Source organism: Pseudomonas sp. NFXW11, from assembly GCF_049887815.1.
Taxonomy (GTDB): domain Bacteria; phylum Pseudomonadota; class Gammaproteobacteria; order Pseudomonadales; family Pseudomonadaceae; genus Aquipseudomonas.
This window is the reverse complement of sequence record NZ_JAGEKI010000014.1, coordinates 181456-203323: the sequence shown is the minus strand read 5'-3', so window position 1 is coordinate 203323 and position 21868 is coordinate 181456. Positions and strand designations below refer to the sequence as shown.

The 21868-nt window shown below is 66.9% G+C and carries 19 protein-coding genes; 12 read left to right on the top strand and 7 right to left on the bottom strand.

The features are described 5' to 3' along the window. Positions 1 to 270: 270 nt before the first annotated feature. From fdhD to mobA, 3 genes are all read right to left on the bottom strand, one after another. On the bottom strand, positions 271 to 1098 hold the full coding sequence (fdhD, locus tag J4P02_RS21470; RefSeq protein WP_426193968.1) for a formate dehydrogenase accessory sulfurtransferase FdhD: 828 nt from the start codon (positions 1096 to 1098) through the stop codon (positions 271 to 273). A 59-nt stretch (positions 1099 to 1157) separates the two neighbouring features. After that, entirely contained in the window at positions 1158 to 2048 is an 891-nt protein-coding gene (locus J4P02_RS21465; RefSeq protein ID WP_426193966.1) for a LysR family transcriptional regulator, read from the bottom strand. 109 nt (positions 2049 to 2157) lie between these two features. Beyond that, complete coding sequence (mobA, locus tag J4P02_RS21460) at positions 2158 to 2772, bottom strand: molybdenum cofactor guanylyltransferase MobA (RefSeq protein WP_426193964.1); 615 nt, start codon at positions 2770 to 2772, stop codon at positions 2158 to 2160. A 226-nt stretch (positions 2773 to 2998) separates the two neighbouring features. Here mobA and moaB point away from each other — a divergent pair, with 226 nt between their 5' ends. Beyond that, positions 2999 to 3538 carry a molybdenum cofactor biosynthesis protein B gene (moaB, locus tag J4P02_RS21455; RefSeq protein ID WP_426193961.1) on the top strand — a complete coding sequence of 180 codons (540 nt, stop codon included), beginning with the start codon at positions 2999 to 3001 and terminating at the stop codon, positions 3536 to 3538. Continuing rightward, positions 3535 to 4740, top strand: coding sequence for a gephyrin-like molybdotransferase Glp (glp, locus tag J4P02_RS21450; RefSeq protein WP_426193959.1), 1206 nt, complete (start codon positions 3535 to 3537; stop codon positions 4738 to 4740). The genes moaB and glp overlap by 4 nt, the downstream gene beginning before the upstream one ends. Here glp and J4P02_RS21445 read toward each other — a convergent pair. Beyond that, positions 4737 to 5777, bottom strand: a complete 1041-nt coding sequence (locus tag J4P02_RS21445) for an FUSC family protein (protein ID WP_426193982.1) — start codon at positions 5775 to 5777, stop codon at positions 4737 to 4739. The two genes, glp and J4P02_RS21445, sit on opposite strands and share 4 nt — an antisense overlap. A 108-nt stretch (positions 5778 to 5885) precedes the next feature. Then, positions 5886 to 7511 (bottom strand): NADP-dependent glyceraldehyde-3-phosphate dehydrogenase, encoded by a 1626-nt coding sequence (locus J4P02_RS21440; protein ID WP_426193957.1) that lies wholly within the window; start codon positions 7509 to 7511, stop codon positions 5886 to 5888. A gap of 300 nt (positions 7512 to 7811) precedes the next feature. Here J4P02_RS21440 and J4P02_RS21435 point away from each other — a divergent pair, with 300 nt between their 5' ends. The 3 genes from J4P02_RS21435 to J4P02_RS21425 all read left to right on the top strand — a co-directional run bounded on the left by J4P02_RS21435 (position 7812) and on the right by J4P02_RS21425 (position 10919). Beyond that, positions 7812 to 8210 carry a c-type cytochrome gene (locus J4P02_RS21435; RefSeq protein WP_426193955.1) on the top strand — a complete coding sequence of 133 codons (399 nt, stop codon included), beginning with the start codon at positions 7812 to 7814 and terminating at the stop codon, positions 8208 to 8210. Between the two features lie 86 nt (positions 8211 to 8296). Further along, positions 8297 to 9625, top strand: a complete 1329-nt coding sequence (locus tag J4P02_RS21430) for a D-arabinono-1,4-lactone oxidase (protein ID WP_426193980.1) — start codon at positions 8297 to 8299, stop codon at positions 9623 to 9625. Between the two features lie 85 nt (positions 9626 to 9710). Beyond that, the gene (locus tag J4P02_RS21425) at positions 9711 to 10919 is read left to right on the top strand and encodes a DSD1 family PLP-dependent enzyme (protein WP_426193978.1); all 1209 of its coding nucleotides are present in this window, start codon (positions 9711 to 9713) and stop codon (positions 10917 to 10919) included. A gap of 195 nt (positions 10920 to 11114) precedes the next feature. On the opposite strand, the gene J4P02_RS21420 is transcribed toward J4P02_RS21425, so the two are convergent. Beyond that, entirely contained in the window at positions 11115 to 12059 is a 945-nt protein-coding gene (locus J4P02_RS21420; protein WP_426193953.1) for a SphA family protein, read from the bottom strand. Between the two features lie 257 nt (positions 12060 to 12316). Between J4P02_RS21420 and J4P02_RS21415 the strand changes: the two genes are divergently transcribed. The 3 genes from J4P02_RS21415 (at position 12317) to J4P02_RS21405 (ending at position 15340) form a co-directional block, all read left to right on the top strand. Next, the gene (locus J4P02_RS21415; RefSeq protein WP_426193951.1) at positions 12317 to 13351 is read left to right on the top strand and encodes an AraC family transcriptional regulator; all 1035 of its coding nucleotides are present in this window, start codon (positions 12317 to 12319) and stop codon (positions 13349 to 13351) included. 115 nt (positions 13352 to 13466) lie between these two features. Further along, entirely contained in the window at positions 13467 to 14354 is an 888-nt protein-coding gene (locus tag J4P02_RS21410) for a Dyp-type peroxidase (RefSeq protein WP_426193949.1), read from the top strand. Positions 14355 to 14371: 17 nt separating this feature from the next. Next, on the top strand, positions 14372 to 15340 hold the full coding sequence (locus J4P02_RS21405; RefSeq protein ID WP_426193976.1) for a Gfo/Idh/MocA family protein: 969 nt from the start codon (positions 14372 to 14374) through the stop codon (positions 15338 to 15340). A gap of 213 nt (positions 15341 to 15553) precedes the next feature. Here the strand turns inward: J4P02_RS21405 and J4P02_RS21400 are convergent, their stop codons facing one another. Then, positions 15554 to 15844 (bottom strand): type II toxin-antitoxin system ParD family antitoxin, encoded by a 291-nt coding sequence (locus J4P02_RS21400; protein WP_426193947.1) that lies wholly within the window; start codon positions 15842 to 15844, stop codon positions 15554 to 15556. 156 nt (positions 15845 to 16000) lie between these two features. On the opposite strand from J4P02_RS21400, the gene lexA reads away from it, so the two are divergent. Genes lexA through J4P02_RS21380 form a run of 4 tightly spaced genes read left to right on the top strand, consistent with a single transcriptional unit; the run spans position 16001 to position 21771 of the window. Then, on the top strand, positions 16001 to 16618 hold the full coding sequence (gene lexA, locus J4P02_RS21395) for a transcriptional repressor LexA (protein ID WP_426193945.1): 618 nt from the start codon (positions 16001 to 16003) through the stop codon (positions 16616 to 16618). Next, the gene (gene imuA / locus J4P02_RS21390) at positions 16618 to 17235 is read left to right on the top strand and encodes a translesion DNA synthesis-associated protein ImuA (RefSeq protein WP_426193943.1); all 618 of its coding nucleotides are present in this window, start codon (positions 16618 to 16620) and stop codon (positions 17233 to 17235) included. The genes lexA and imuA overlap by 1 nt, the downstream gene beginning before the upstream one ends. 7 nt (positions 17236 to 17242) lie before the next feature. After that, positions 17243 to 18658 (top strand): Y-family DNA polymerase, encoded by a 1416-nt coding sequence (locus J4P02_RS21385; RefSeq protein ID WP_426193941.1) that lies wholly within the window; start codon positions 17243 to 17245, stop codon positions 18656 to 18658. Continuing rightward, positions 18655 to 21771 (top strand): error-prone DNA polymerase, encoded by a 3117-nt coding sequence (locus tag J4P02_RS21380; RefSeq protein WP_426193939.1) that lies wholly within the window; start codon positions 18655 to 18657, stop codon positions 21769 to 21771. The genes J4P02_RS21385 and J4P02_RS21380 overlap by 4 nt, the downstream gene beginning before the upstream one ends. Positions 21772 to 21868: the final 97 nt, after the last annotated feature.

Here is a 21868-nt window from a genome sequence, read left to right as displayed (position 1 = left end):
AACCCTGTGGCGAGCGAGCTTGCTCGCGCTGGACGGCGCAGCCTTCCCTGGGTCTGAATCCGTGGTCTGTCAGGTGGATTGCGGATTCAGGGTTTACGGCCGCTGCGCGCCGGGACGCCGGCCGCCCGGGCGGGAGCGAGCTCCCTCGCCACGGAAGGGCAGTTGCAAGCTGCAAGCTATTAGCCGCAAGCGGTGGTGCAAGCCCAGTGGCGAGCGAGCTTGCTCGCGCTGGAAGGCGCAGCCTTCCCATTTATCAGGTAGGTCGCCACTTCAGATCGGGCTGTAGATTCGCGGGGCGTTGCGCTGGGGCACGTGGATCAGGTTCAGGCGGTGCTTGTTGGCCCACTGCACGGTCAAGGCAGTGGGCGCCGAGAGGCTCACCAAGGTGCCGAGACGGGCCCGTACCGCCTTGTGGATCAGCTCCAGGCTGCAACGGCTGGTGACCACGGTAAAACCCTTGCTGGTGTCTATCCCGGCGTGTAGCAGGGCGCCGATCAGCTTGTCCAGGGCGTTATGCCGGCCGATGTCTTCCTGGCACAGGCGCACTTCACCCTGTTCATCGACGTACAGCGCCGCGTGCAGGGCGCCGCTGCTGCGGGCCATCAGCTGGGCCTGTTCGATGCGCTGGCGCAGGCCCTGCAAATGCTCGGCGGAAGGCAGGGCCGAGGGCTCGAGAGCCTGCAATTGCGGCAGCGCCTGTTCCAGGGCTTCCACCCCGCACAGGCCGCAGCCGCTGGTGCCGGCCATTTGCCGGCGATGGTCCTTCAGCGCCCAGAACGCCCGGCTGGAAATCTCCACATCGGCCTGGCAGGCCTGGGGAAAGTGGCTGAGGCGGATGTCGTAGATTTCACCTAGGTCCGTGACTATGTCGTTGGTGATACTGAAGCCGCGAATAAAGTCTTCCAGATTGCCCGGCGACACCATCATCACCGCCTGGCTCAGGCCGTTGTAGGTGATCGCCAGGGCGATTTCGGCGGCCAGCGGCGCCTCGGCCAGCAGGCCCTCCGGAGTGTATTCGCGATAGGCCACGCGCTGCGGCGCCGGGGCCGGCGCATTGGCCTCGGGTTGTTGCTCCGCGGGTTCGATCCGGCAAATCATGACCACACCTCGATGTATTCAGATGCGCCCCGGGCCATGGCCGGCCCGGGGGCGCTTGTTCAGTCTTTGTGGGCAAACAGCTGCTTGGCTTCGGCGAAGCACTTTTCGGCAATCGCCGAGCGCGGCTCGGTCTTGCGCATCACCAGGCCCAGGGGCGCCAGCACGCTGGCATCCGGCAGGTTGATAAAGGCCAGGTTCTCGATGGGTGAATCCAGGCCGCTGTCCAGGGGCATGATCGAGCAGCAGAAGCCTTCGTGAATGGCCTGGAACAGCTGGTAGGTGGAATCGCTTTCCAGGATCGGCGTCGGGTTGAGCCCGCGGCTGCGAAAGCTCAGGTCGATGGACTTGCGATAGTGCATGCCGGTGCTGAGCATGCCCAGTGGCAGTTCGGCGGCCTCTTCCCAGCTCATCTCGCTGCCTTCGAAATGAAAATGCCGGGTGTCGTAGAGCAGGCCGACCCGGGTCTCGCCGATTTCGAAGAAGTCCAGGTAGTTGGGGTTGACGTGGTCCAGGTAGCAGACCCCCAGGTCCAGCTGGTTGTTGCCGATGTCTTCGATGATGCGGTCGGAGCTGGCGGACGACAGGCTGAACTTGAGTTCGGGAAAACTTGCCGAAAGCTTCTGCACATAGCCGATGGGGTTGAAGCCGCTCAGCGGCACCAGGCCCAGGCGCAGGTTACCCACCAGTTGCCCGCGGCAGGCGGCGGCTTCGGCGAACAGCCCGTCATGGGCCGCCAGCAGGGTCTTGGCCCAGGCCAGCACCCGTTCGCCGGCCTCGGTGAAACCCTCGAAGCGCTGGCCGCGGGTCACCAGGATCAGGTCCAGTTCGTCTTCCAGGTTGCGCAGGCGCATGGACAGGGTCGGCTGGGTGATATGGCAGCGCGCGGCGGCCTGGCCGAAGTGCCGGGTCTGCTCCAGGGCGATCAGAAACTTGAGTTGCTTGATGTCCACGATGGCACCTGTTAGGGGAAAAGTCGGCTTCAGTAATAGCGCAGCTATTGCGCCCATGGAAAGGCTGCAAGCCTTGCCGGGCTGCTGGTTTGGATCAGGCTGTCGGTGATCAGGCCAAGGGCTTGGGGTCTGTTTCAGACAGTAGTTCAGGGCTGTTGAAATTGCTTAGCCGCGGATCGTCCGCGGCGCAGGGCAGGGGGCGCAAGCCGTGGGCTATCAGGGCCCGCAGCAGGCTGCGCTCGCCCTGGTCCCAGGCCTGGCGCAGCTCCCCCAGCAGCGCGGTGGGCATCAGGCTGAACATGGGTTGCCATTGTCCGGCCTGTTGCACCATCAGCGGGCTCTGCGGGTTGCCACGGGCCTGCAGCAGGGCCTGGATCAGCGCGGCGTCGATTTGCGGCGCGTCGCAGGCCAGCACCAGCAGCCAGGGGTGGCGCGCCACCGCCAGGCCGGCCAAAACCCCGGCCAGGGGGCCGGGAAAATCCTCCTGCGCATCCGCCACCAACTGGTCGGCATAGGGCCGGTAGCGCTCGGCGTTGCGGTTGCAGGAAATGATCAGGTCATCGCTCAAGGGCCGCACCACCTCCTGCACATGGGCTATCAACGGCCGGCCGCGCCAGGTCACCAGGCCCTTGTCCTGGCCGCCCATGCGCGAGCCGCGGCCACCGGCCAGCAGCAGGATCGAGCAGGGCAGGGCAGCGGATTGGGCGGGGTGGCTTGAAGTCATGGTCGGCGGCTATTGGCGAGGATGGCGGCCACCATATCTTTGTCCTGGGGCGCACGTCCAATCGGCTGTATTGAAGGGCTGATCGATGCTGCTTATCGAGGCTGGGTGGCGTACGCGGCAGCGATAGAGCGGCTCGATAATCCAGTCAGCCATAACGATTGGACAGCCGCGCCGACGGGCTCTTAGCCTGGGTCGATGATAGTGAGCCTGCCGGTCGGAGAATGACATGAGCGTAAAGTCGGATGCGTTGTTTGTACCCTTGAACATGGCCGTGCTGACGGTCAGCGATACCCGGGAATATGCCACGGACACCTCGGGCCAGTTGCTGGTCAGCCGCCTGCTGGAAGCCGGTCACCACCTGGCCGAGCGCAACCTGCTCAAGGACGACCTGTACAAGATCCGCGCCCAGGTGGCGACCTGGATCGCCGACGAGGGCATCCAGGTGGTTCTGATCACCGGCGGCACCGGCTTTACCGGCCGCGACAGCACCCCTGAAGCGGTGAGCTGCCTGCTGGACAAGCACATTGACGGGTTCGGCGAGCTGTTCCGCGCCATCTCGATTCTCGATATCGGCACCTCCACGGTGCAGAGCCGGGCCCTGGCCGGGCTGGCCAACGGCACCCTGGTGTGCTGCCTGCCGGGCTCCACCGGGGCCTGCCGCACCGCCTGGGAAGGCATCCTCGCCGAGCAGCTGGATGCCCGCCATCGGCCGTGCAATTTCGTACCGCACCTCAAGCCGGTGCAGGCTTGCGAGACCCGGGGATGAACCCGGGCCCACTGATGCCGGTGGAGCAGGCGCTGGCCAGCCTGCTGGCCATGGCCGACAGCCAACGCCTGGCCGAGAGCGAAAACCTGGCCCTGGATACCGCCCGGCAACGGGTGCTGGCCACTGACCTGCTGGCGAGCCTGGACCTGCCGCCCTGGGCCAACAGCGCCATGGACGGCTACGCCCTGAACCTGCAGCACTGGGACGGTCAGCCCTTGCCGGTGTCGCAAACAGTATTCGCCGGGCAGCCCGGCGTGCCCTTGCAGCCCGGCAGCTGTGCGCGGATCTTCACCGGCGCGCCGCTGCCCGAAGGCGCCGACTGCGTGGAGATGCAAGAGAACGTCGAGCCCCTGGAGGATGGCCGGGTGCGCTTCACCCAGGCCCTGAAGGCGGGGCAGAACATCCGCCCCCAGGGCCAGGAAAACCGCGCCGGTGATGTGCTGCTGCAGGCCGGCAAGCGCCTCGGCCCCTTCGAGCTGGCGGTGGCCGCGGCCCAGGGCTGCACCCAATTACCGGTGGTGCGCCGGCCGCGAGTGGCGCTGTTGTCCACCGGCGATGAACTGCTGGAGCCGGGCACGCCCCTGCGCCCCGGCTGCATCTACAACAGCAACCGCACCTTGCTCAGGCACTGGCTGGATGCCCTGGGCTGCGAGGTGATCGACGCCGGCATCCTGCCCGACCGGCCGCAGCAGACCCGCCTCAGGCTGGAGCAGTTGCAGCACGGCACGGACCTGATCCTGACCACCGGCGGGGTTTCCGCAGGGGATGCCGACTGCCTCGGGCAGGTGCTGCGCGACAGTGGCCGGCCGCTGTTCTGGAAGCTTGCGATCAAGCCTGGCAAACCCTTGACTGTGGGCTACTTCGGCCAGGTGCCGGTGATTGGCCTGCCGGGCAACCCGGCTTCGGCCCTGGTGACCTTCGGCCTGCTGGCCCGGGCCTATCTGCTGCGCATCCAGGGGGTGCAGGAAGTGGCGCCGCTGAGTGTCGAGGTGCCGGTGGCCTTCGCCTGGCCCAAGCCCGGCCAGCGCCGCGAATACCTGCGGGCGCGCCTGGAAAACGGCCGCGCCGTGCTCTACCCGAACCAGAGTTCCGGGGTGCTGCTGGGGGCTTCCTGGGCCGATGGTCTGGTGCAAGTCGTCGAGGGTCGGACCTTGCAGCCGGGCGATACGGCGCCTTTCATTGCCTTCAGCGAGCTGTTTTAAATCTTCCAGTGCCGGGTGCTCTTGGCCAGGCGCTGGTGCATCTCGCTCAAGGTTGCGGCCAGTTGCCGGGTCAGCAGCCGGTAGCCATCCTGGGCCTTGTACACCGGGGCCTCCAGGGCGTTTTCGGGGCGGCCTTGCACGGACTTTTCCAGGCGCTGGGTGACCCCCGATTGCAGGGCCCGGGCCATGCCGATCAGTTGCACGCGGATCTGCCGGTGCTCGGCCCTGAGCGCCAGTTGCATCTGCGCCATGGCTTGCGGGTCGCTGGCGTCGGGGCGGGTGTTGCCGAGAATCTCCAGGGTGCTGATGCACATCCGCAGGTTGCGCTGGATGGCGTCCAGCTCGGTCATGGAAAGGCGCACTTCCTTGGACACCGAAGGCATCAGCGAACGCAACTGCAGCATGGCCGCGTTGACCCGGCCCAGGAGCTTGAGGTGTTCGTCGTCGGTCACCGACTGGCCCTTGATGATTCGCCCATACAACTGCGCGCAATCGCGCAGGGCGCTGGCCAGGTTGTAGCGCCAGGAGTAGACCGCATACAGCGGGATGGCGAAGGAAAACGCCAGGGCCAAGGCGATGCCAATCAGTATGTCCACCGCGCGCCACAGGCCGTCGCTGATCTGGTTGTCGCCGTGGCCGGCGACGATAAATACGGTGATGGCCGCCAGCAGCGCGGTGTAGCCGCCCTTGCCGATGGCGTGATAGGAGAAGTAGCCGCACACCGACGCCATGCCCAGGTAGGTCAGCCAGGGGTGGCCGAAGTAGGCCTGTTGCAGCACCAGCACCAGGCCGACCCCGGCGCCCACCAGGGTGCCAATGGCCCGCTCGGCGGCTTTCTTGCCGATATTGCCGTGGTGCTGCAGGCCGCCGATCACCACCAGCATGGTCACCGAGGCCCATTCACCGTGGGGCAGGTTGAGCCCGGTGGTCAGCAGGATGGTGGCGATCAGGCCGAGGGCGACCCGCACCGCGTGGATCAGCCGGGCGTGACGGTAGCGTCGGTAGGGATCGAGCAGCGGCCGCAGCAGGCGCCGCAGCCAGGCGGGCAGGGTGCTGCCGCGCAAAGGGTTGAACGGGTTCAGGCCGGGTTCTCCTGCAGTGAGAGGGCCGGGCGCCCACCCTTGGGCGAGCCCCGGCAGGGGTTACTAGAAAATGTAGTCGGTGGTCAGGAAGCTCGAATCGCGATTGCGGATGATGTCGCTGATCAGCTCTTTGTTGCGCTCCTGGAACTTGGTCGCCACCAGGGTGCGAATCGAGAAGGTGCGCAGCGCGTCATGCACCGACAGCGTGCCCTCGGCGGAGTTCTTGCGGCCGTTGAAGGGGAAGGTGTCCGGACCGCGCTGGCACTGGGCATTGAGGTTGATCCGCCCGACCTGGTTGGCGAAGGTGTCCACCAGCCGGCCGATCACCGCCGGGTCGCTGCCGAACAGGCTCAGCTGCTGGCCGAAGTCCGACTCCAGCACGTAGTCGATCACGGTCTCGAGGTCGCGGTAGGGCACGATCGGCACCACCGGGCCGAACTGCTCCTCGTGGTAGACGCGCATCTGCGGGTTCACCGGGTACAGCACCGCCGGGTAGAAGAACGAAGCCCGGGCCTCGCCGCCGTGGGGGTTCACCACCTGGGCGCCATGGGCCTGGGCATCGGCCACCAGGGCGTGCAGGTAGTCGACCTTGGTGTTCTCCGGCAGCGGCGTTAGGGCCACCCCCGGCTCCCAGGGCATGCCCGGCTTGAGGCCCTGCAGCTTGGCGTTGAACTGCTGGATAAAGCTGTCCACCACCGACTCGTGGACAAACAGGATCTTCAGCGCGGTGCAGCGCTGGCCGTTGAACGACAGGGCGCCGGTCAGGGCCTCGCTCACCGCGTTGCCCAGGTCGGCGTCGGGCAGCACTATCCCCGGGTTCTTCGCGTCCAGGCCCAGGGCCGCGCGCAGGCGGTGGGGCTTGGGGTGGAGTTTCTTCAGGTCGCTGGCGGCCTTGTTGGTGCCGATAAAGGCGAAGATATCGATCTTGCCGCTGGCCATCAGCGCACTGACGGTTTCCCGGCCGCTGCCGTAGATCACGTTGATCACCCCGGCCGGGAAGCTGTCGCGGAAGGCTTCCAGCAGTGGGCGAATCAGCAGCACGCCGAGCTTGGCCGGCTTGAACACCACGGTGTTGCCCATGATCAGCGCCGGGATCAGGGTGGTGAAGGTTTCGTTCAGCGGGTAGTTGTAGGGGCCCATGCACAGGGCCACGCCCAGGGGCACGCGACGGATCTGACCGAGGGTGTCCTGCTCCAGTTCGAAGCGGCTGGAGCGCCGGTCCAGTTCCTTCAGCGCGCCGATGGTGTCGACGATGTAGTCGCAGGTTCGGTCGAACTCTTTCTCCGAGTCCTTGAGGTTCTTGCCGATCTCCCACATCAGCAGCTTGACCACCGCCGTGCGCTGCTCGCGCATCCGCGCCAGGAAGGCTTCCACATGCTGGATGCGCTCGGCCACGCGCATCGTCGGCCAGGCGCCCTGGCCCCGGTCGTAGGCACGCACCGCGGCGTCCAGGGCACTGAGGGCGGTGTCGGCGTCCAGCAGCGGTGTGCTGCCGAGGATCACCTGGCTGTCACCGTCGGCACCGCTGAGGTAGATCGGGCTGCGCACCTGGGCCAGGGGTCCGTTCCAGGTGCGCAGTTGGCCGTCCACCAGGTAGTCCCGTTGCTCCACGGGATCGGGCAGGCGGTAGGCTTCGGGGATGTCGGCAGCGGTGGGAAACAGGTTGTCGAGAACTGTGGCTGTGGTCATGACTCTACCCCGTGTTGGAGATGGCTCCGGTGCGCCAGGCTGGCGGTCCTGTTTCGAGATTAAACGTTTCAGCGTGGCGCCAGCAATGGGTTCTAAGCGGCAAGCCTCAAGCAGCAAGCGACAAGACTCAAACTGGGAGCTTGCCGCTTGGAGCTTGTAGCTTAGGCGTCTGGCCGCGCAAGTCCCCTTGGCTGGCCGCCAATGCCCTCAACCGTGGCGCGGGGCTGCCTTAGTGTTGCCCTGTGTGGCCTGCCCCGTGGTCGGGGCGGGCTCTGGTCCAGGTTGCACAGAGGAGCCTCCATGTCCCGCGCCATCCCCGGTTGCCTGCGCCCGTTGCGGCGTGATTGCTGTCGTTTTGCCCTGGGCATTGCCCTGGGTCTGTTGCTGAGCGCCTGCGGCGAGGCCGAACCGCCTGCCGCCGCGCGCCTGGAGGCTGCGCGCCAGAGCCCGGCCGACCCGGCCCTGGCCCAGGTCTACGCCAGCAGTTGCCAGCTGTGCCACGCCAACCCGGCCTCGGGCGCGCCCCTGGCCGGCGATGCCAAGGCCTGGGCGCCGCGTGTGGCCCAGGGCGCCGATACCCTGCTGGACCACAGCATCAATGGCTACCAGGGCATGCCGCCCATGGGCCAGTGCATGCAGTGCAGCGAAGAGCAGTTCCTGGCCCTGATCAGCTTTATGTCTGGCCATTCATTCCAATAAAAAACACAGGGTCCCCCTTCATGGTCATGCACCTTTCTCGACGCCGGCTGCTGCAAGGGGCCGGCGCCCTCGGCGCGTTCAGCGCGCTGTGCAGCAATCCGCTGCTGGCCGAACTGGCCCGCGCGCCGCGGCTGATTCCCTGGCGCAACTGGTCCGGCGCGCAAAGCTGCCTGCCTCAGGAGCGGTTGGCGCCCAAGGACCTGGATGAGCTGGTGCGGGTGATCCGCAGCGCTCCGGGCAAGATCCGCCCGGTGGGTTCCGGCCATTCCTTCAGCGCCTTGGTGCCCACCGACGGCACCTTGCTGTCCCTGGCCTATTTCAATGGCCTGCTGGAGCACGACCCCAAGACCCTGCAGGCCGAATTTGCTGCCGGCACGCCCATGTCGCTGATGGGCCCGGCGCTCAAGGAGGTGGGCCAGGCGCTGTGGAACATGGCGGACATCGACTACCAGACCCTGGCCGGGGCGATTTCCACCTCCACCCATGGCACCGGGGTCGGCTTCGGTTCCTATTCGTCCCAGGTCTGCGGGCTGCAATTGGTGAGTGCCAGCGGCGAAGTGCTGGATTGCGACCCCCAGCGCAACGCCGAGGTGTTCCACGCCGCCCGGGTGTCCCTCGGGGCGCTGGGGGTGGCGACCCGGGTGCGCCTGCAGAACCGCGCGGCCTATCGCCTGCGGGAAACCCAGTGGATCGCCAAGACCGAAGAACTGCTGGAGGACATGGACAATCTCACCCGCAATAACCAGCACTGGGAGATGCTGGTGGTCACCCATTCCGACTACGCCCTGGCGGTGGCACTGAATGAAACCAGCGACCCTGCGACCCCGCCCAAAGACCCGGCCGAGGAGGGCGGCAACGAGTTCGTCAGCCTGATCGAGAACCTCGACAAGTACGTCAGTGATTTCCCCGAAACCCGCCGCCACCTGCTCAACAGCCTGCGCTGGCTGGCGAGCTTCGATCAGCGGGTGGGGGATTCCTATCAGGTCTACGCCAATGTGCGCAGCGTGCGTTTCAACGAGATGGAGTACTCGGTGCCGGCGCACCTGGGGCCGGCGTGCCTGCGGGAAATCCTTGGGCTGATCCGCGACAAGGACCTGCGCACCTGGTTTCCCATCGAGTACCGCTACGTCAAGGCCGACGACATTCCCTTGAGCATGTTCGAGGGTCGCGACAGCTGTTCGATCTCGGTGCACCAGCACTTCAGCATGGATCACCACAATTTCTTCGCCGCGGTGGAGCCGATTTTCTGGAAGTACCAGGGGCGCCCGCACTGGGGCAAGCACCACAGCCTTAATGCCCGCACCCTGCAAGGGCTGTACCCGCAATGGCAGGCTTTCGCCAAGGTGCGCCAGGCGCTGGACCCGCAAGGCAAATTCATCAATGCCCACCTGGCCTCGGTGCTGGGTGTGGCCTGAACAGGAGTATCGATGTATGGATCGTCGTGGTTTTGTGGCCGGCGCCCTGGGGCTTGGGGTATTGCTGGCGGGGGTCGGCGCCTGGTTGCGGCCCGGCGACCGGGGCGCGCCCTACAGCCCGTATTTCGCCGAGCTCAATCGCCAGCTCAAGGCCAATGGGCCGATGCAGCCGGTGATGCTGATCGACCTGGATCGCCTGGATCACAATATCGATGAGGTGCGGCAATCGGTGCAGCGCGGCGGCAAGCACCTGCGGCTGGTGGAGAAGTCCCTGCCGTCGCCGGGGCTGCTGGCCTATATCGCCAAGCGCGCCGGCACCCGGCGCCTGATGTCCTTCCACCAACCCTTTCTCAACCACGATGCCGAGGTGTTTGCCGACGCCGACATCCTCCTGGGCAAGCCCTTGCCGCTGCGCGCCGTCGAGCTGTTCTACCAGCAGCTCAAGGGGCCGTTCGAGCCCAGCCGGCAACTGCAATGGCTGCTCGATACCCCCGAGCGCCTGCAGCAGTACCTGGCGCTGGCCCAGGGCCTGGGCACGCGGATGCGCATCAATATCGAGCTGGATGTGGGCCTGCATCGCGGGGGCGTCAGCGACAATACCAGCCTGGGCCGGATGCTGGCGCTGATCGCGGCCCATCCGCAGCAACTGGAGTTTGCCGGTTTCATGGGCTACGACCCCTTTGTCGATATGGGTGTGCCGGGGATTCTCGGCTCGCCCGAGAGCCTGTTTGCCCAGGTCATGCAGCGTTACAACGGCTTCGTCGATTTCACTCGCCAGCAGTACCCGGCCCTGTGGCGCGAGGGGCTGACCCTGAACACCGCCGGCAGCCCCAGCTACCGCCGGCATGAGCAGGAAAACCTCAGCAGCGAGGTGTCGGTGGGCACCGCGCTGCTCAAGCCCAGCCATTACGACCTGGCCTCCCTGGAACAACATGTGCCGGCGGCCTTTATCGCCACCCCGGTGCTCAAGAGCACTGGCCCGGTGCGCATTCCGGCCCTGGACGACAAGTCGCGGCTGCTGTCCTGGTGGGACCCCAACCAGCGCCAGACCTTCTTTATCTATGGCGGCCACTGGCTGGCAGACTTCGAAGCGCCGGCGGGCTTGCAGAGCAACGGGATGTTCGGTCGCAGTTCGAACCAGGAGATGGTCAACGGCTCCGGCGCGGTGGGCCTGCAGGTGGATGACCAGGTGTTCTTGCGGCCGCAGCAGACGGAGGCGGTGCTGTTGCAGTTTGGTGATCTGCTGGCGGTGCGGGGCGGGCGGATTGTCGAGCGGTGGCCGGTGTATGGGTGAGCGGCAAGCTTCAAGCTTCTAGCTGCAAGCGGGAAGCGGGAAGCCTCAGGCCCATGCTTCGGGCTTGAGGCTTGAGGCTTGAGGGGAGCGGCAAGCTTCAAGCTGCGAGCGGCAAGTGAAAAGCAGGAGGCCTCAGGGTTCGTGCGCCGTGCTTGAGACTTGCCGCTTGAAGCTTGCCGCTTGCCGCTTAGTGGCTCATAGGGCAAAGGGAATGGTCAGCTTGGCCCAGAGCATGTCGCCCTCGGGGCGGTTTTCCACGTCGAATTCCTTGGCCCAGCGGATCTCGGCGCTGGCGTATTTGAGGAAGCGCAGGTGCAGTGCCGGGCCGATGGCGAACACTTGGCCGCGGACTCCGTCGCTGACGGCTTCGCCCATGAAGGTCACGGTCTTGCCGTATTGCTTGTCGTCGGTGGTCTGCTTCAGGTAGTAGCCGTTGAGCCCCAGGCTCAGGTCGTCGGTCAGGCGGTAGCTGGCCGAGTAGTCGAAGTGGAAGATCTGCCCGGAACGGTAGTGGGTGTCGCGGTTTTCCCGGTTGAAGCTGTAGGTGCTCTTGAACGACAGCTCGGTGCGTTCGCTGGGCAGCCAGGTCATGGAGAACAGCGGCTTGTAGGTGGTGAAGTTGTTGCTGGTGTTGGCCAGTCGGTCGGCGTCGTACTGGCCGGTGGGCAGGGTCACTTCCACGGCCGCGCCCAGGGTCAGGCTGGGCCCCAGGTCCCAGAGGATGATGGGCGCGAAGGTGGTGTCGCCCATGCTTTCGCGGCGGTCGCTCTGGCCGTACAGCGACACTTGCTGGCGCACATAGGGCTGGGCCACGTAGCCCCCCAGGCGGCCGCCGAAGACCCGCAGCGGGCTCAGGTAATCCAGGCGCGGGATGATTGCGTCGGAGGTGATCTTGACCTCCTGCACCTTGCCGCCGAAGGAGCTGATGTCGAGCTTTTTCGCCTGGTAGTGGTTGTAGTAGAGGTTGAAGGCGAACATGTGCTCCGGGAGTTGGTCGGGGCTCAGGGGCAGTACGTAGAAACCGTCGGTGCCGGGGCCGATATTGTCCACTCCGGACTCAGTGGCCTGGGCGCTCAGGCTGCAACAGGCGGTCAGGGCCAGGCCCAGGCGCAGGGGGAAAACGGGACGGGTCGGGTGCATGGTTGGGCTCATTCTTATTGTTAGTGGGAGCGCGGCGGCAGGCGCCGGCCGCCCCATAGAAATAAGCCCTGGGGCGCAGGCACGGCAGGGTATTGGCGGACAGGGAGGGGGACTTTGTCGGACAGTCTGCAATGCCTTGTTACATTCCTCCGTAAATCTTCCCGGGAGCGGATATGCTGCAAGCACCGGCGGCATCCTGGCCCCGGTGCCTGCCGACAATAAGAACAGCCGCTGAAGCGGCCCGGAAGCCGATGCCCATGCCGATCAAAGCCGTCGCTGCCCATGACCAGTTGGCCCTGGTCTCGCCCTTTCTATTGCAGACCCTGGCCGATGTGGCCCAGGACAAGGGCGTCAGCGCCGAGCGCCTGTGCCGTGGCCTGGGCTTTACCCTGGATGACCTGCAAGACCCGACCCTGCGCATCTCCTACCGCCAGGCGGTGGCGATGATCGAGCGCGCCCTGGCGGCGCTGCCGCAGCAGGGCTTGGGGCTTTGGGTCGGCAGCCGCAATGTGCTCGGCACCCTGGGGCTGCTGGGGCACGCGCTGTCGCTGTGCCGCACCCTGGGCGACGCCTTCGAGCTGGGCATCCGTCACCAGCACACCTCGGGCACCATAGTCACCGCGGATGTCGGTCGTGATGGCGCCGAGTTCTTTGTCGAGCTGCAATGCCGGCTGCCCTATGGCGAGGTGCAGATCTTCGCCGCGGAAGAGTTCTTCGCCAGCCTGCTGATTTATGGCCGGGCCCTGGTGAGCCCGGATTTCCAGGCCCTGCGGGTGGAATTCATGCAGGCCGCGCCGCCCTATGCCGAGCTCTATGGCCAGTTTCTCGGGCCCCATGTGCATTTCGGTTGCCTGCACGCGCGCATGGTGATCGAGGCCCGCTGGCTGCAGATGCCGTTGCCCAACCATCACCCGGTAGCCTTGCGCCAGGCGCTCAAGCTGCTGGAGCTGGAAAGCGCCCAGGTGCACCAGAAGATGGACCTGATCCAGGCGGTGGAGCGGGCCCTGAGCCGCGACCTGCGCAGCGGCAGCCATATCGAGCAGGTGGCCGGCGACCTGAACATGAGCGGGCGCACCCTGCGCCGGCGCCTGACCGAGCACGGCCTGACCTTCGAAGCCTTGCTGGAGCGGGTGCGCCAGGCACGGACCCTGAACCTGCTGGGCAACCCCGAGCTGTCCATCGAACGCATTACCGAGGAAGTCGGCTACAGCGACGTGCGCAGTTTCCGCCGGGCCTTCAAGCGCTGGACCGGGCTCAGCCCCAGTGCCTTTCGTGAAGAAGCGGCGCATTGAGCGACAGTGGCGAGCCACTGGCGCGGCCCACAGACGTGGCTACAGGCAGTGCGCGACAAGACTGACGCGAGCTTTGTGGAACGGTAGACTTGGGCAAATTTTTCCAGGAGTTCCCATGAGTCACTACCAGTCCGGCATCCTCGCGGCCCCCGTTCCGTCCCAGGCCCGTCACCTGTTTTTTGCCCTTGAGTCCATCGAGGCCTTGCCCCAGGCCCTGGATCAACTGCTGGCGCGGGTTGATGGCGCCACGGCGGTGGCCGGCTTCGGCGCTTCGCTGGTCAAGGCCCTGGGCGGCCGGGTGCAAGGGCTCAAGCCGTTCCCGGCACTGACCGGGGTAGGCGTCGACAACCCGTCGACCCAGCATGCGCTGTGGGTCTGGCTGCACGGTGACGAGCGCGGCGAACTGCTGCACCGCAGCAATGAGTTGCAAGAGGCACTGGCCCCGGCTTTTCGCCTGGTAGACATGCAGGAGGCCTTCCGCCACAAGAGCGGCCATGACCTCACTGGCTACGAAGACGGCACCGAGAACCCCCATGACCAGGCCGCCGTGGACGCGGCATTGGCCGAAGGCGAAGACGGCCTGCGTGGCGGCAGCTTTGCCGCGATCCAGCAGTGGCAGCACGACTTCAAGGGCTTTGCCGCCATGGCCCCCGAGGAGCGTGACCACATCATCGGCCGGCGCCTGAGCGACAACGAAGAGCTGGAGGACGCCCCGGAGTCGGCCCACGTCAAGCGCACCGCCCAGGAAAGCTTCACCCCGGAAGCCTTTATGGTGCGCCGCTCGATGCCCTGGATCGAAGGCGACAAGGGCGGCCTGCTGTTCCTCGCCTTCGGTCACAGCCTGAATGCCTTCGAAGTCCAGCTGCGGCGCATGAGCGGCCTGGAAGACGGCATCGTCGATGGTCTGTACCGCATGAGCCGGCCGCTGACCGGCGGCTACTACTGGTGCCCGCCGCTGCACAACGGCCAGCTCGACCTGCGTGCCCTGCAACAGACGAAATGAAGACCGAGGCTAGGCCGCTGAGCACCGTGCGCTGGGGCATGATCGGCTGCGGCAGCGTCACTGAGCGCAAGAGCGGCCCGGCCTTCTACAAGGTCCCGGGTTCGGCGCTGGTGGCGGTGATGGGGCGGCGGGCCGAGGCGGTGCGTGATTACGCGCAGCGCCACGGCATTGCCCGCTGGTACACCGATGCCCAGGCCCTGATCGATGACCCCGAGGTGGACGCGGTGTACATCGCCACGCCTCCCGACAGCCATTACGCCTACAGCCTGCAAGTGGCCGCCGCCGGCAAGCATTGCTGCGTGGAAAAGCCCATGGCCCTGCATGCCGGGCAGAGCCTGGCCATGCAGCAGGCATTCCAGCAGGCCGGGTTGCACCTGTTCGTGGCCTACTACCGGCGTTCCTTGCCGCGCTTCCAGCAGGTGCGGCAATGGTTGCTGGACGGGCGCATCGGTGAGGTCCGGCACCTGCACTGGAGCCTGAGCAAGGCGGCTTCCGAGACCGACCGCAGTGGCGCGGCCAACTGGCGTACCGATCCCCAGGTTGCCGGCGGCGGTTACTTCGCCGACCTGGCCAGCCATGGCCTGGACCTGTTCCAGTACCTGCTGGGCGACATCGTCGAGGTGGCCGGCATCAGCACCCGTCAGGCCGGGCTGTATGCCGCCGAAGACGCAGTCAGCGCCAGCTGGCGCTTTGCTTGCGGGGCCCTGGGTAGCGGCGCCTGGAACTTCGTTGCCGACCGCCGGGTGGACCGGGTGGAGATCATCGGCAGCCAGGGGCGCATCGGCTTTTCCGTGTTCGACGAGCATCCGCTGCAACTCGAAGCTGAGGAAACCCTGAGCCTGGTCATCGACCACCCTGTGCACATTCAGTGGCACCACGTGCAGGGCATGAACGCCCATATCCGCGGCGAGGCCACGCACCCGGCCCTGGCCAGCGAGGCCCTGAAGACCGACCGGGTCATGGACCGGATCCTGCAACGGGGCTGATCCCTCGGCGCCCGCCTGTCGGGCCTCTTTGCCGGCAAGTCGGCTCCTACGAAAATCTGTGCGTTCTGGTTCCGTAGGAGCGGGCTTGCCCGCGAAGGCGTCAGCAAGGGTGGCGCCAGGCTCAGGGGCCTTTTCGCCGGCAAGCCGGCTCCTACGGGAAGGGCGGTGATTCTGTGGTTCCGGGCGGCATCGGAGGTCCGATACTGGCTCAGCTCAATGTTTCTCTCGAGTTCCGGTTAGAGCCTCCAAACCCAGGTCATTCAGATAGTGCTGCAGGTTTGCTGCCGGCACCTGGTCGCAGCGCCCCTGTTGCAGATCCTCCAAACCCATCACCGCCGCCTGGCGCAATGCCGTGATTTTCATGGCGTGCTCGGCCATTCGCTGTTGCAGCAGGCGCAAGCCTTCGCCCATGACTTCGCTGGCGTTCTGATAACGGCCGGACTCGATCAGGCGGGCGATGAACTGCAACTGATGCGGGGTGAGGACAAGGTCACGAGTCGGCATGTGGGGCTCCTGATCCGGGGAACTGAGACAAGTCTTGGCAGGTTATGCCAACCCGCCCGCGAATTCAGCCGTGCAGGGGTTGCGGCGACCTCTGGCGGCGGTCATTGAGCGCCACTGATTGACGGTTCTTGTCAGATAAATCTGAGAGGAGTACAAATGTACTCCATGACGACTTTATCTCCCCGCCGCAGTGCCATCCTGACTTTTATCCGCGAACGCATCGCCGATCATGGCCAGCCCCCAAGCCTCGCTGAAATCAGCCAGGCGTTCGGTTTCGCCTCCCGCAGCGTGGCGCGCAAGCATGTGCTGGCGCTGACCGAGGCCGGGTTTATCGAGGTCAATCCGCATCAGGCCCGGGGCATTCGCCTGCTCAATCAGCCGCCGCGCCCCGAGCTGCTGGAGATCCCGGTGCTGGGCCGGGTGGCCGCCGGTGCGCCGATCGGCGTGGATGCCGAGGTGCACGGGCACCTGCTGCTGGACCCGGGGATGTTCTCCCGCAGCCCGGATTACCTGCTGCGGGTGCAGGGCGACTCGATGATCGACGACGGCATTCTCGACGGCGACCTGGTGGCGGTGCGTCGCAGCAGCGAGGTGCGTAATGGCCAGATCGTGGTCGCCCGGCTCGACGGCGAGGTCACCATCAAGCGCTTCGAGCGCAAGGGCCAGGGCATCCGCCTGCTGCCGCGCAACCCGGCCTACCAGCCGATCGAGGTCACGGCCGACCACGAGCTGTTTATCGAAGGGGTGTTCTGCGGCCTGGTGAGGCAAGGCTGATGGGCGCCGTGGTTGCACTGGATGCCCTGTTCAACGCCGGGCGGGTGTGGAAGGGCCGGCCCAGTGCTGTGCCCAGCAGCCCGCAACCCACCGGCCATGCTGTGCTGGATGCGGCGCTGCCCACGGGCGGCTGGCCGGAAGCGGCGCTGACGGAAATCCTGGTTGGCGCTTGCGGCCTGGGTGAATTGCAGCTGCTGTGGCCGAGCCTGGCGCGGCTGGCGGTGGCGGGGGAGCGCATCGTGCTGGTGGCGCCGCCCTTCGTGCCCTATCCCCAGGCTTGGCAGAACGCCGGAGTCGATCTGCGCCAGCTGTCGATTATCCAGGCCGGCGAGCGTGATGCCCTGTGGGCCGCCGAGCAGTGCCTGCGTTCTGGCAGTTGCGGCGCGGTGCTGTGCTGGCCGCAGCAGGCCGACGACCGCGCCCTGCGGCGCTTGCAGGTGGCGGCGGAAAGCGGCCAGACCCTGGCCTTCGCCTATCGCCCGCTCGAAGCTGCCCATAACCCGTCGCCGGCGGCGCTGCGGATTGCCGTGGAGGGGCGCCCGGGGCAACTGCGGGTGCTCAAGTGCCGCGGCGGCTTGGCCCATCCGGCGCCTATTGCCTGGCCTGTCGGGCACTGAGGTTGGCATGCGTTGGGTGTGCATCCTGTTCCCGCAATTGGCGCTGGACGCCGTACTGCGTCAGCGCGCCGAACCCGAGGCGCCGCTGGCGCTGCTCAGTGGCAGCCCGCAGCGCCGGGTGATCCAGGCGGTGAATGAGGCCGCCCGCGAGCTGGGCCTGCGCCCCGGGCAATCCCTGACCGCCGCCCAGGCCCTGACCAAGGCCTTTGCCAGCGCCGAATACGACCCGCAGCAGGTCGAGCACTGGCAACAGTTCCTCGCCGCCTGGGCCTATGGCTTCAGCTCCCAGGTCAGCCTTGCCTACCCGCGCACCCTGGTGTTCGAGATCCAATCCAGCCTCGGCCTGTTTGGCCCCTGGCCGCAGTTGCAGGCGCGCCTGCGCCGGGAATTGCAGGCCCTGGGCTTTCGTCATCGCCTAGTGGCCGCGCCCAACCCGGCGGCGGCCCGGGCCCTGGCCAATGCCTACGACGGCCTTGCCGTGGCCGATCAGAGCGCCCTGCAGCAGGCCCTGGGGCCCATGCCCATCGAGCGCCTGGGGCTGGCTCCGGAGCAGGCCAAGGCCCTGTCGCGCATGGGCCTGCGGACCTTCGAACAGCTGGCCGGGCTGCCGAGGGCCAGCCTGGCCCGGCGTTTCGATGCCAGCCTGCTCAAGCACCTGGACAGCCTGCTGGGGCAGCGCCCTCTGGGGTTGGCCTTCTACCAGCCGCCGGACCGTTTCGACCTGCGCATCGAGCTGAATTTCGATGTCTTGTCTCATCAGGCGCTGCTGTTTCCCCTGCGCCGGCTGACCGCCGATCTGGCGGCCTTTCTCTGTGGCCGCGACAGCGGGGTGCAGCGTTTCGCCCTGCACCTGGAGCATGCCGAGGGCAGCGATACGCTGATTCCGGTGGGGCTGCTGGGGGCCGAGCGCGATCCGGCAATGCTCTTCGAACTGGCCCGCGGGCGCCTGGAGCAGATCCAGGTGCCGGCGCCGGTGCGCAACCTGCGGTTGGTGGCCGAAGACCTGCCGCGCTTCGTGCCCCAGCACCGGGAACTGTTCGACGAGCGCCCGCAGCAGAACCTGCCCTGGGAGCAACTGCGCGAACGCTTGCGGGCGCGCCTGGGGGATGACGCGGTGCAGGGCCTGGGGTATCGCGCCGACCACCGCCCGGAGCTCAGCTGGCAACCCCACAGCGACCCGCGCCCTTGCCCGGCCAACCCGGGATTGCGCCGCCCGGGCTGGCTGCTCAGCCAACCGCAGCCGCTGGGCGAGGGCAGCGTGCAGATTCTGCTGGGCCCGGAGCGCATCGAATCCGGCTGGTGGGACGGCGCCGATGTGCGTCGCGACTACTACCTGGTGCAAACCCGCAGCGGCCAGCAGGGCTGGGCCTATCGCCAGGTGGGCGCGGGCGGGCCCTTGCTGCTGCAGGGCTGGTTCGCATGAGCGCCTACGCCGAGCTGCATTGCCTGTCCAACTTCAGTTTCCAGCGCGGCGCCTCCAGTGCCGCCGAGCTGTTCCAGCGCGCCGCTGCCCTGGGCTACCAGGCCCTGGCGATCACCGACGAGTGCACCCTGGCGGGCATCGTCCGGGCCTGGCAGGCGTCCCGGGATACGGGGCTGAAGTTGATCATCGGCAGCGAGATGCAGGTCGAGGACGGCCCGCGCCTGGTGCTGCTGGTGGAGGACCTGGCGGGTTACCAGGGCCTGTGCCGGCTGATCACCCGGGCCCGGCGCCGGGCCGAGAAGGGCTGCTACCGCCTGCTGCGGGAAGACTTCGCCGAGCCGCTGCCGGGGCTCCTGGCCCTGTGGCTGGCGGGCGCCGAGGCAGAACCGGAACAGGGCCGCTGGCTGCAGCAGCGGTTCGCTGAACGCCTGTGGCTGGCGCTGGAACTGCACTGCGGCCAGGACGATGCCCGGCACCTGCAGCAACAACTGGCCCTGGCCCGGCAACTGGCGCTGCCGGCGGTGGCCTGTGGCGATGTACATATGCATGTGCGCGGGCGCCGGGCCCTGCAGGACACCATGACTGCGATCCGCCACCATCTGCCGGTGGCCGAGGCCGGGCAGCGCCTGTTCGCCAATGGCGAGCGCCACCTGCGCCCCCTGGACACGCTGCAAGGGCTCTACCCCCAGGCCTTGCTCGCTGAGTCGCTGAACATCGCCGAGCGCTGTCGCTTCGACCTCGGCCAGCTGAATTACCAGTACCCGCGGGAGTTGGTGCCCGACGGTCACGATGCCCAGTCCTGGCTGCGGGTACTGACCCAGCGCGGCATTCTGCGGCGCTGGCCCGGCGGCGCCCGGGCCGAGGTGCTCAAGCAGATCGACAAGGAACTGAAGCTGATCGGCGACCTGGGCTACGAGAGCTATTTCCTCACCGTGCACGACATCGTCGACTTCGCCCGGCGTCAGCACATTCTTTGCCAGGGCCGGGGCTCGGCGGCCAACTCGGTGGTGTGTTTCGTCCTGGGCATCACCGAGATCGACCCGGACCGCTCGACCCTGCTGTTCGAGCGGTTCCTCTCCAAGGAGCGCAACGAGCCGCCGGATATCGATGTGGATTTCGAGCACGAGCGCCGCGAAGAGGTACTGCAGTACGTGTTCCAGCGCTACGGCCGGCACCGCGCGGCGCTGACCGCGGTGGTCAGCACCTACCATGGCGCCGGAGCGGTGCGCGACGTGGCCAAGGCCCTGGGGCTGCCGCCGGATCAGGTCAATGCCCTGGCCGACTGCTGCGGTCACTGGAGCGACAGCCCGCCCAGCGTCGAGCGCCTGCAGGAGGCCGGTTTCGACCCCGAGAGCCCGGTGCTGCGCCGGGTGCTGGGGCTCACCGGGCAACTGATCGGCTTTCCCCGGCACCTGTCCCAGCACCCGGGCGGTTTCGTGATTTCCCAGCAGCCCCTGGACAGCCTGGTGCCGGTGGAGAATGCCAGCATGGCCGAGCGCACGGTGATCCAGTGGGACAAGGACGACCTGGACATGGTCGGCCTGCTCAAGGTGGATATCCTCGCCCTGGGCATGCTCAGCGCCATTCGCCGCTGTTTCGACTTGATCCACGGCTATCGCGGCCAGCGCTACAGCCTGGCCAGCATTCCCCCTGAAGACCCGGCGACCTACGCGATGATCGGCCGCGCCGACACCATCGGCGTGTTCCAGATCGAGTCGCGGGCGCAGATGTCGATGCTGCCCAGGCTCAAGCCGAAGAATTTCTACGACCTGGTGATCGAGGTGGCCATCGTTCGCCCCGGGCCGATCCAGGGCGGCATGGTCCATCCCTATCTGCGTCGGCGCAACGGTGAGGAAAAGGTGACTTACCCTTCGCCAGAGCTGGAGGTGGTGCTCGAACGCACCCGAGGAGTGCCGCTGTTCCAGGAACAGGTGATGCAGATCGCCATTGTCGCGGCCAACTACAGCCCGGGCGAAGCCGACCAGTTGCGCCGCTCCATGGCCGCCTGGAAACGCCACGGCGGCCTGGAACCGCACCGCGAGCGGCTGCGGGAGGGGATGCGCCGCAATGGCTACAGCGATGAATTCGCGGCGCAGATCTTCGAGCAGATCAAGGGCTTTGGCAGCTACGGTTTTCCCGAATCCCACGCTGCCAGTTTCGCCTTGCTGACCTACGCCAGCTGCTGGCTCAAGTGCCACGAGCCGGCGGCCTTCGCCTGCGCCCTGATCAACAGCTGGCCCATGGGCTTCTACAGCCCGGACCAGATCCTCCAGGACGCTCGCCGCCATGGCCTGCGGATTCTCCCGGTGGAGGTCGGCGCCAGCACCTGGGATTGCAGCCTGGAGGTATTCCAGGGCCCACCCGCAGGCGCTGAAGACCCAGCGGCTGGCCCCGCGTCCGGGCAGCCGGCTTTGCGCCTGGGGCTGCGGATGATCAAGGGCTTTCGCCAGGAAGATGCCCGGCGTATCGACAGCGCCCGGCAGCAGCGGCCCTTTGCCGATATCGCCGACCTTGGCCAGCGGGCCCGGCTCGATGCCCGGGCCCAGGAGCTGCTGGCCGATGCCGGGGCCCTGCGGGCGCTGGCCGGGGACAGGTACCGGGCGCGCTGGGAGGTGGCCGGGGTGCAGCAGCAACTGGGGCTGTTCGCCGAACTGCCAAGCCAGAGCGAAGCAGCGGTGCAGCTGCCGCGGCCTAGCCTCGGTGAAGACCTGCAAGCGGACTACCAGAGCCTGGGTACCACCCTGGGGCCGCACCCCCTGGCGCTGCTGCGTGCGCAGCTCAAGGCCCGGCGCTGCCGCAGCTCGCGGGAACTGCTGGAGGTGGCCCACGGCCGGCCGGTGAGCGTGGCCGGGCTGGTGACCGGGCGCCAGCGTCCGGGCACCGCCAGCGGGGTGACCTTCGTCACCCTGGAAGACGAGTTCGGCAATATCAATGTGGTGGTCTGGCGCGATCTGGCCGAGCGCCAGCGCCGGGTGCTGGTGGGGGCGCAGTTGCTCAAGGTCGACGGCACCCTGGAGAGCGAAGGCGAGGTGCGCCACCTGATCGCCGGGCGTTTGAGCGACCTGACCCCGCTGCTGGACGGCATCAGCGTGCGCAGCCGGGATTTTCGCTGAGGGATCAGGCACTTGCCGCAGGGGCGGGGAAGGGGGCGGGTGAACTGTGAGTCAATCGACTGACGCCAAGGTTTTTTATTCCTTTTCGCGATGATGT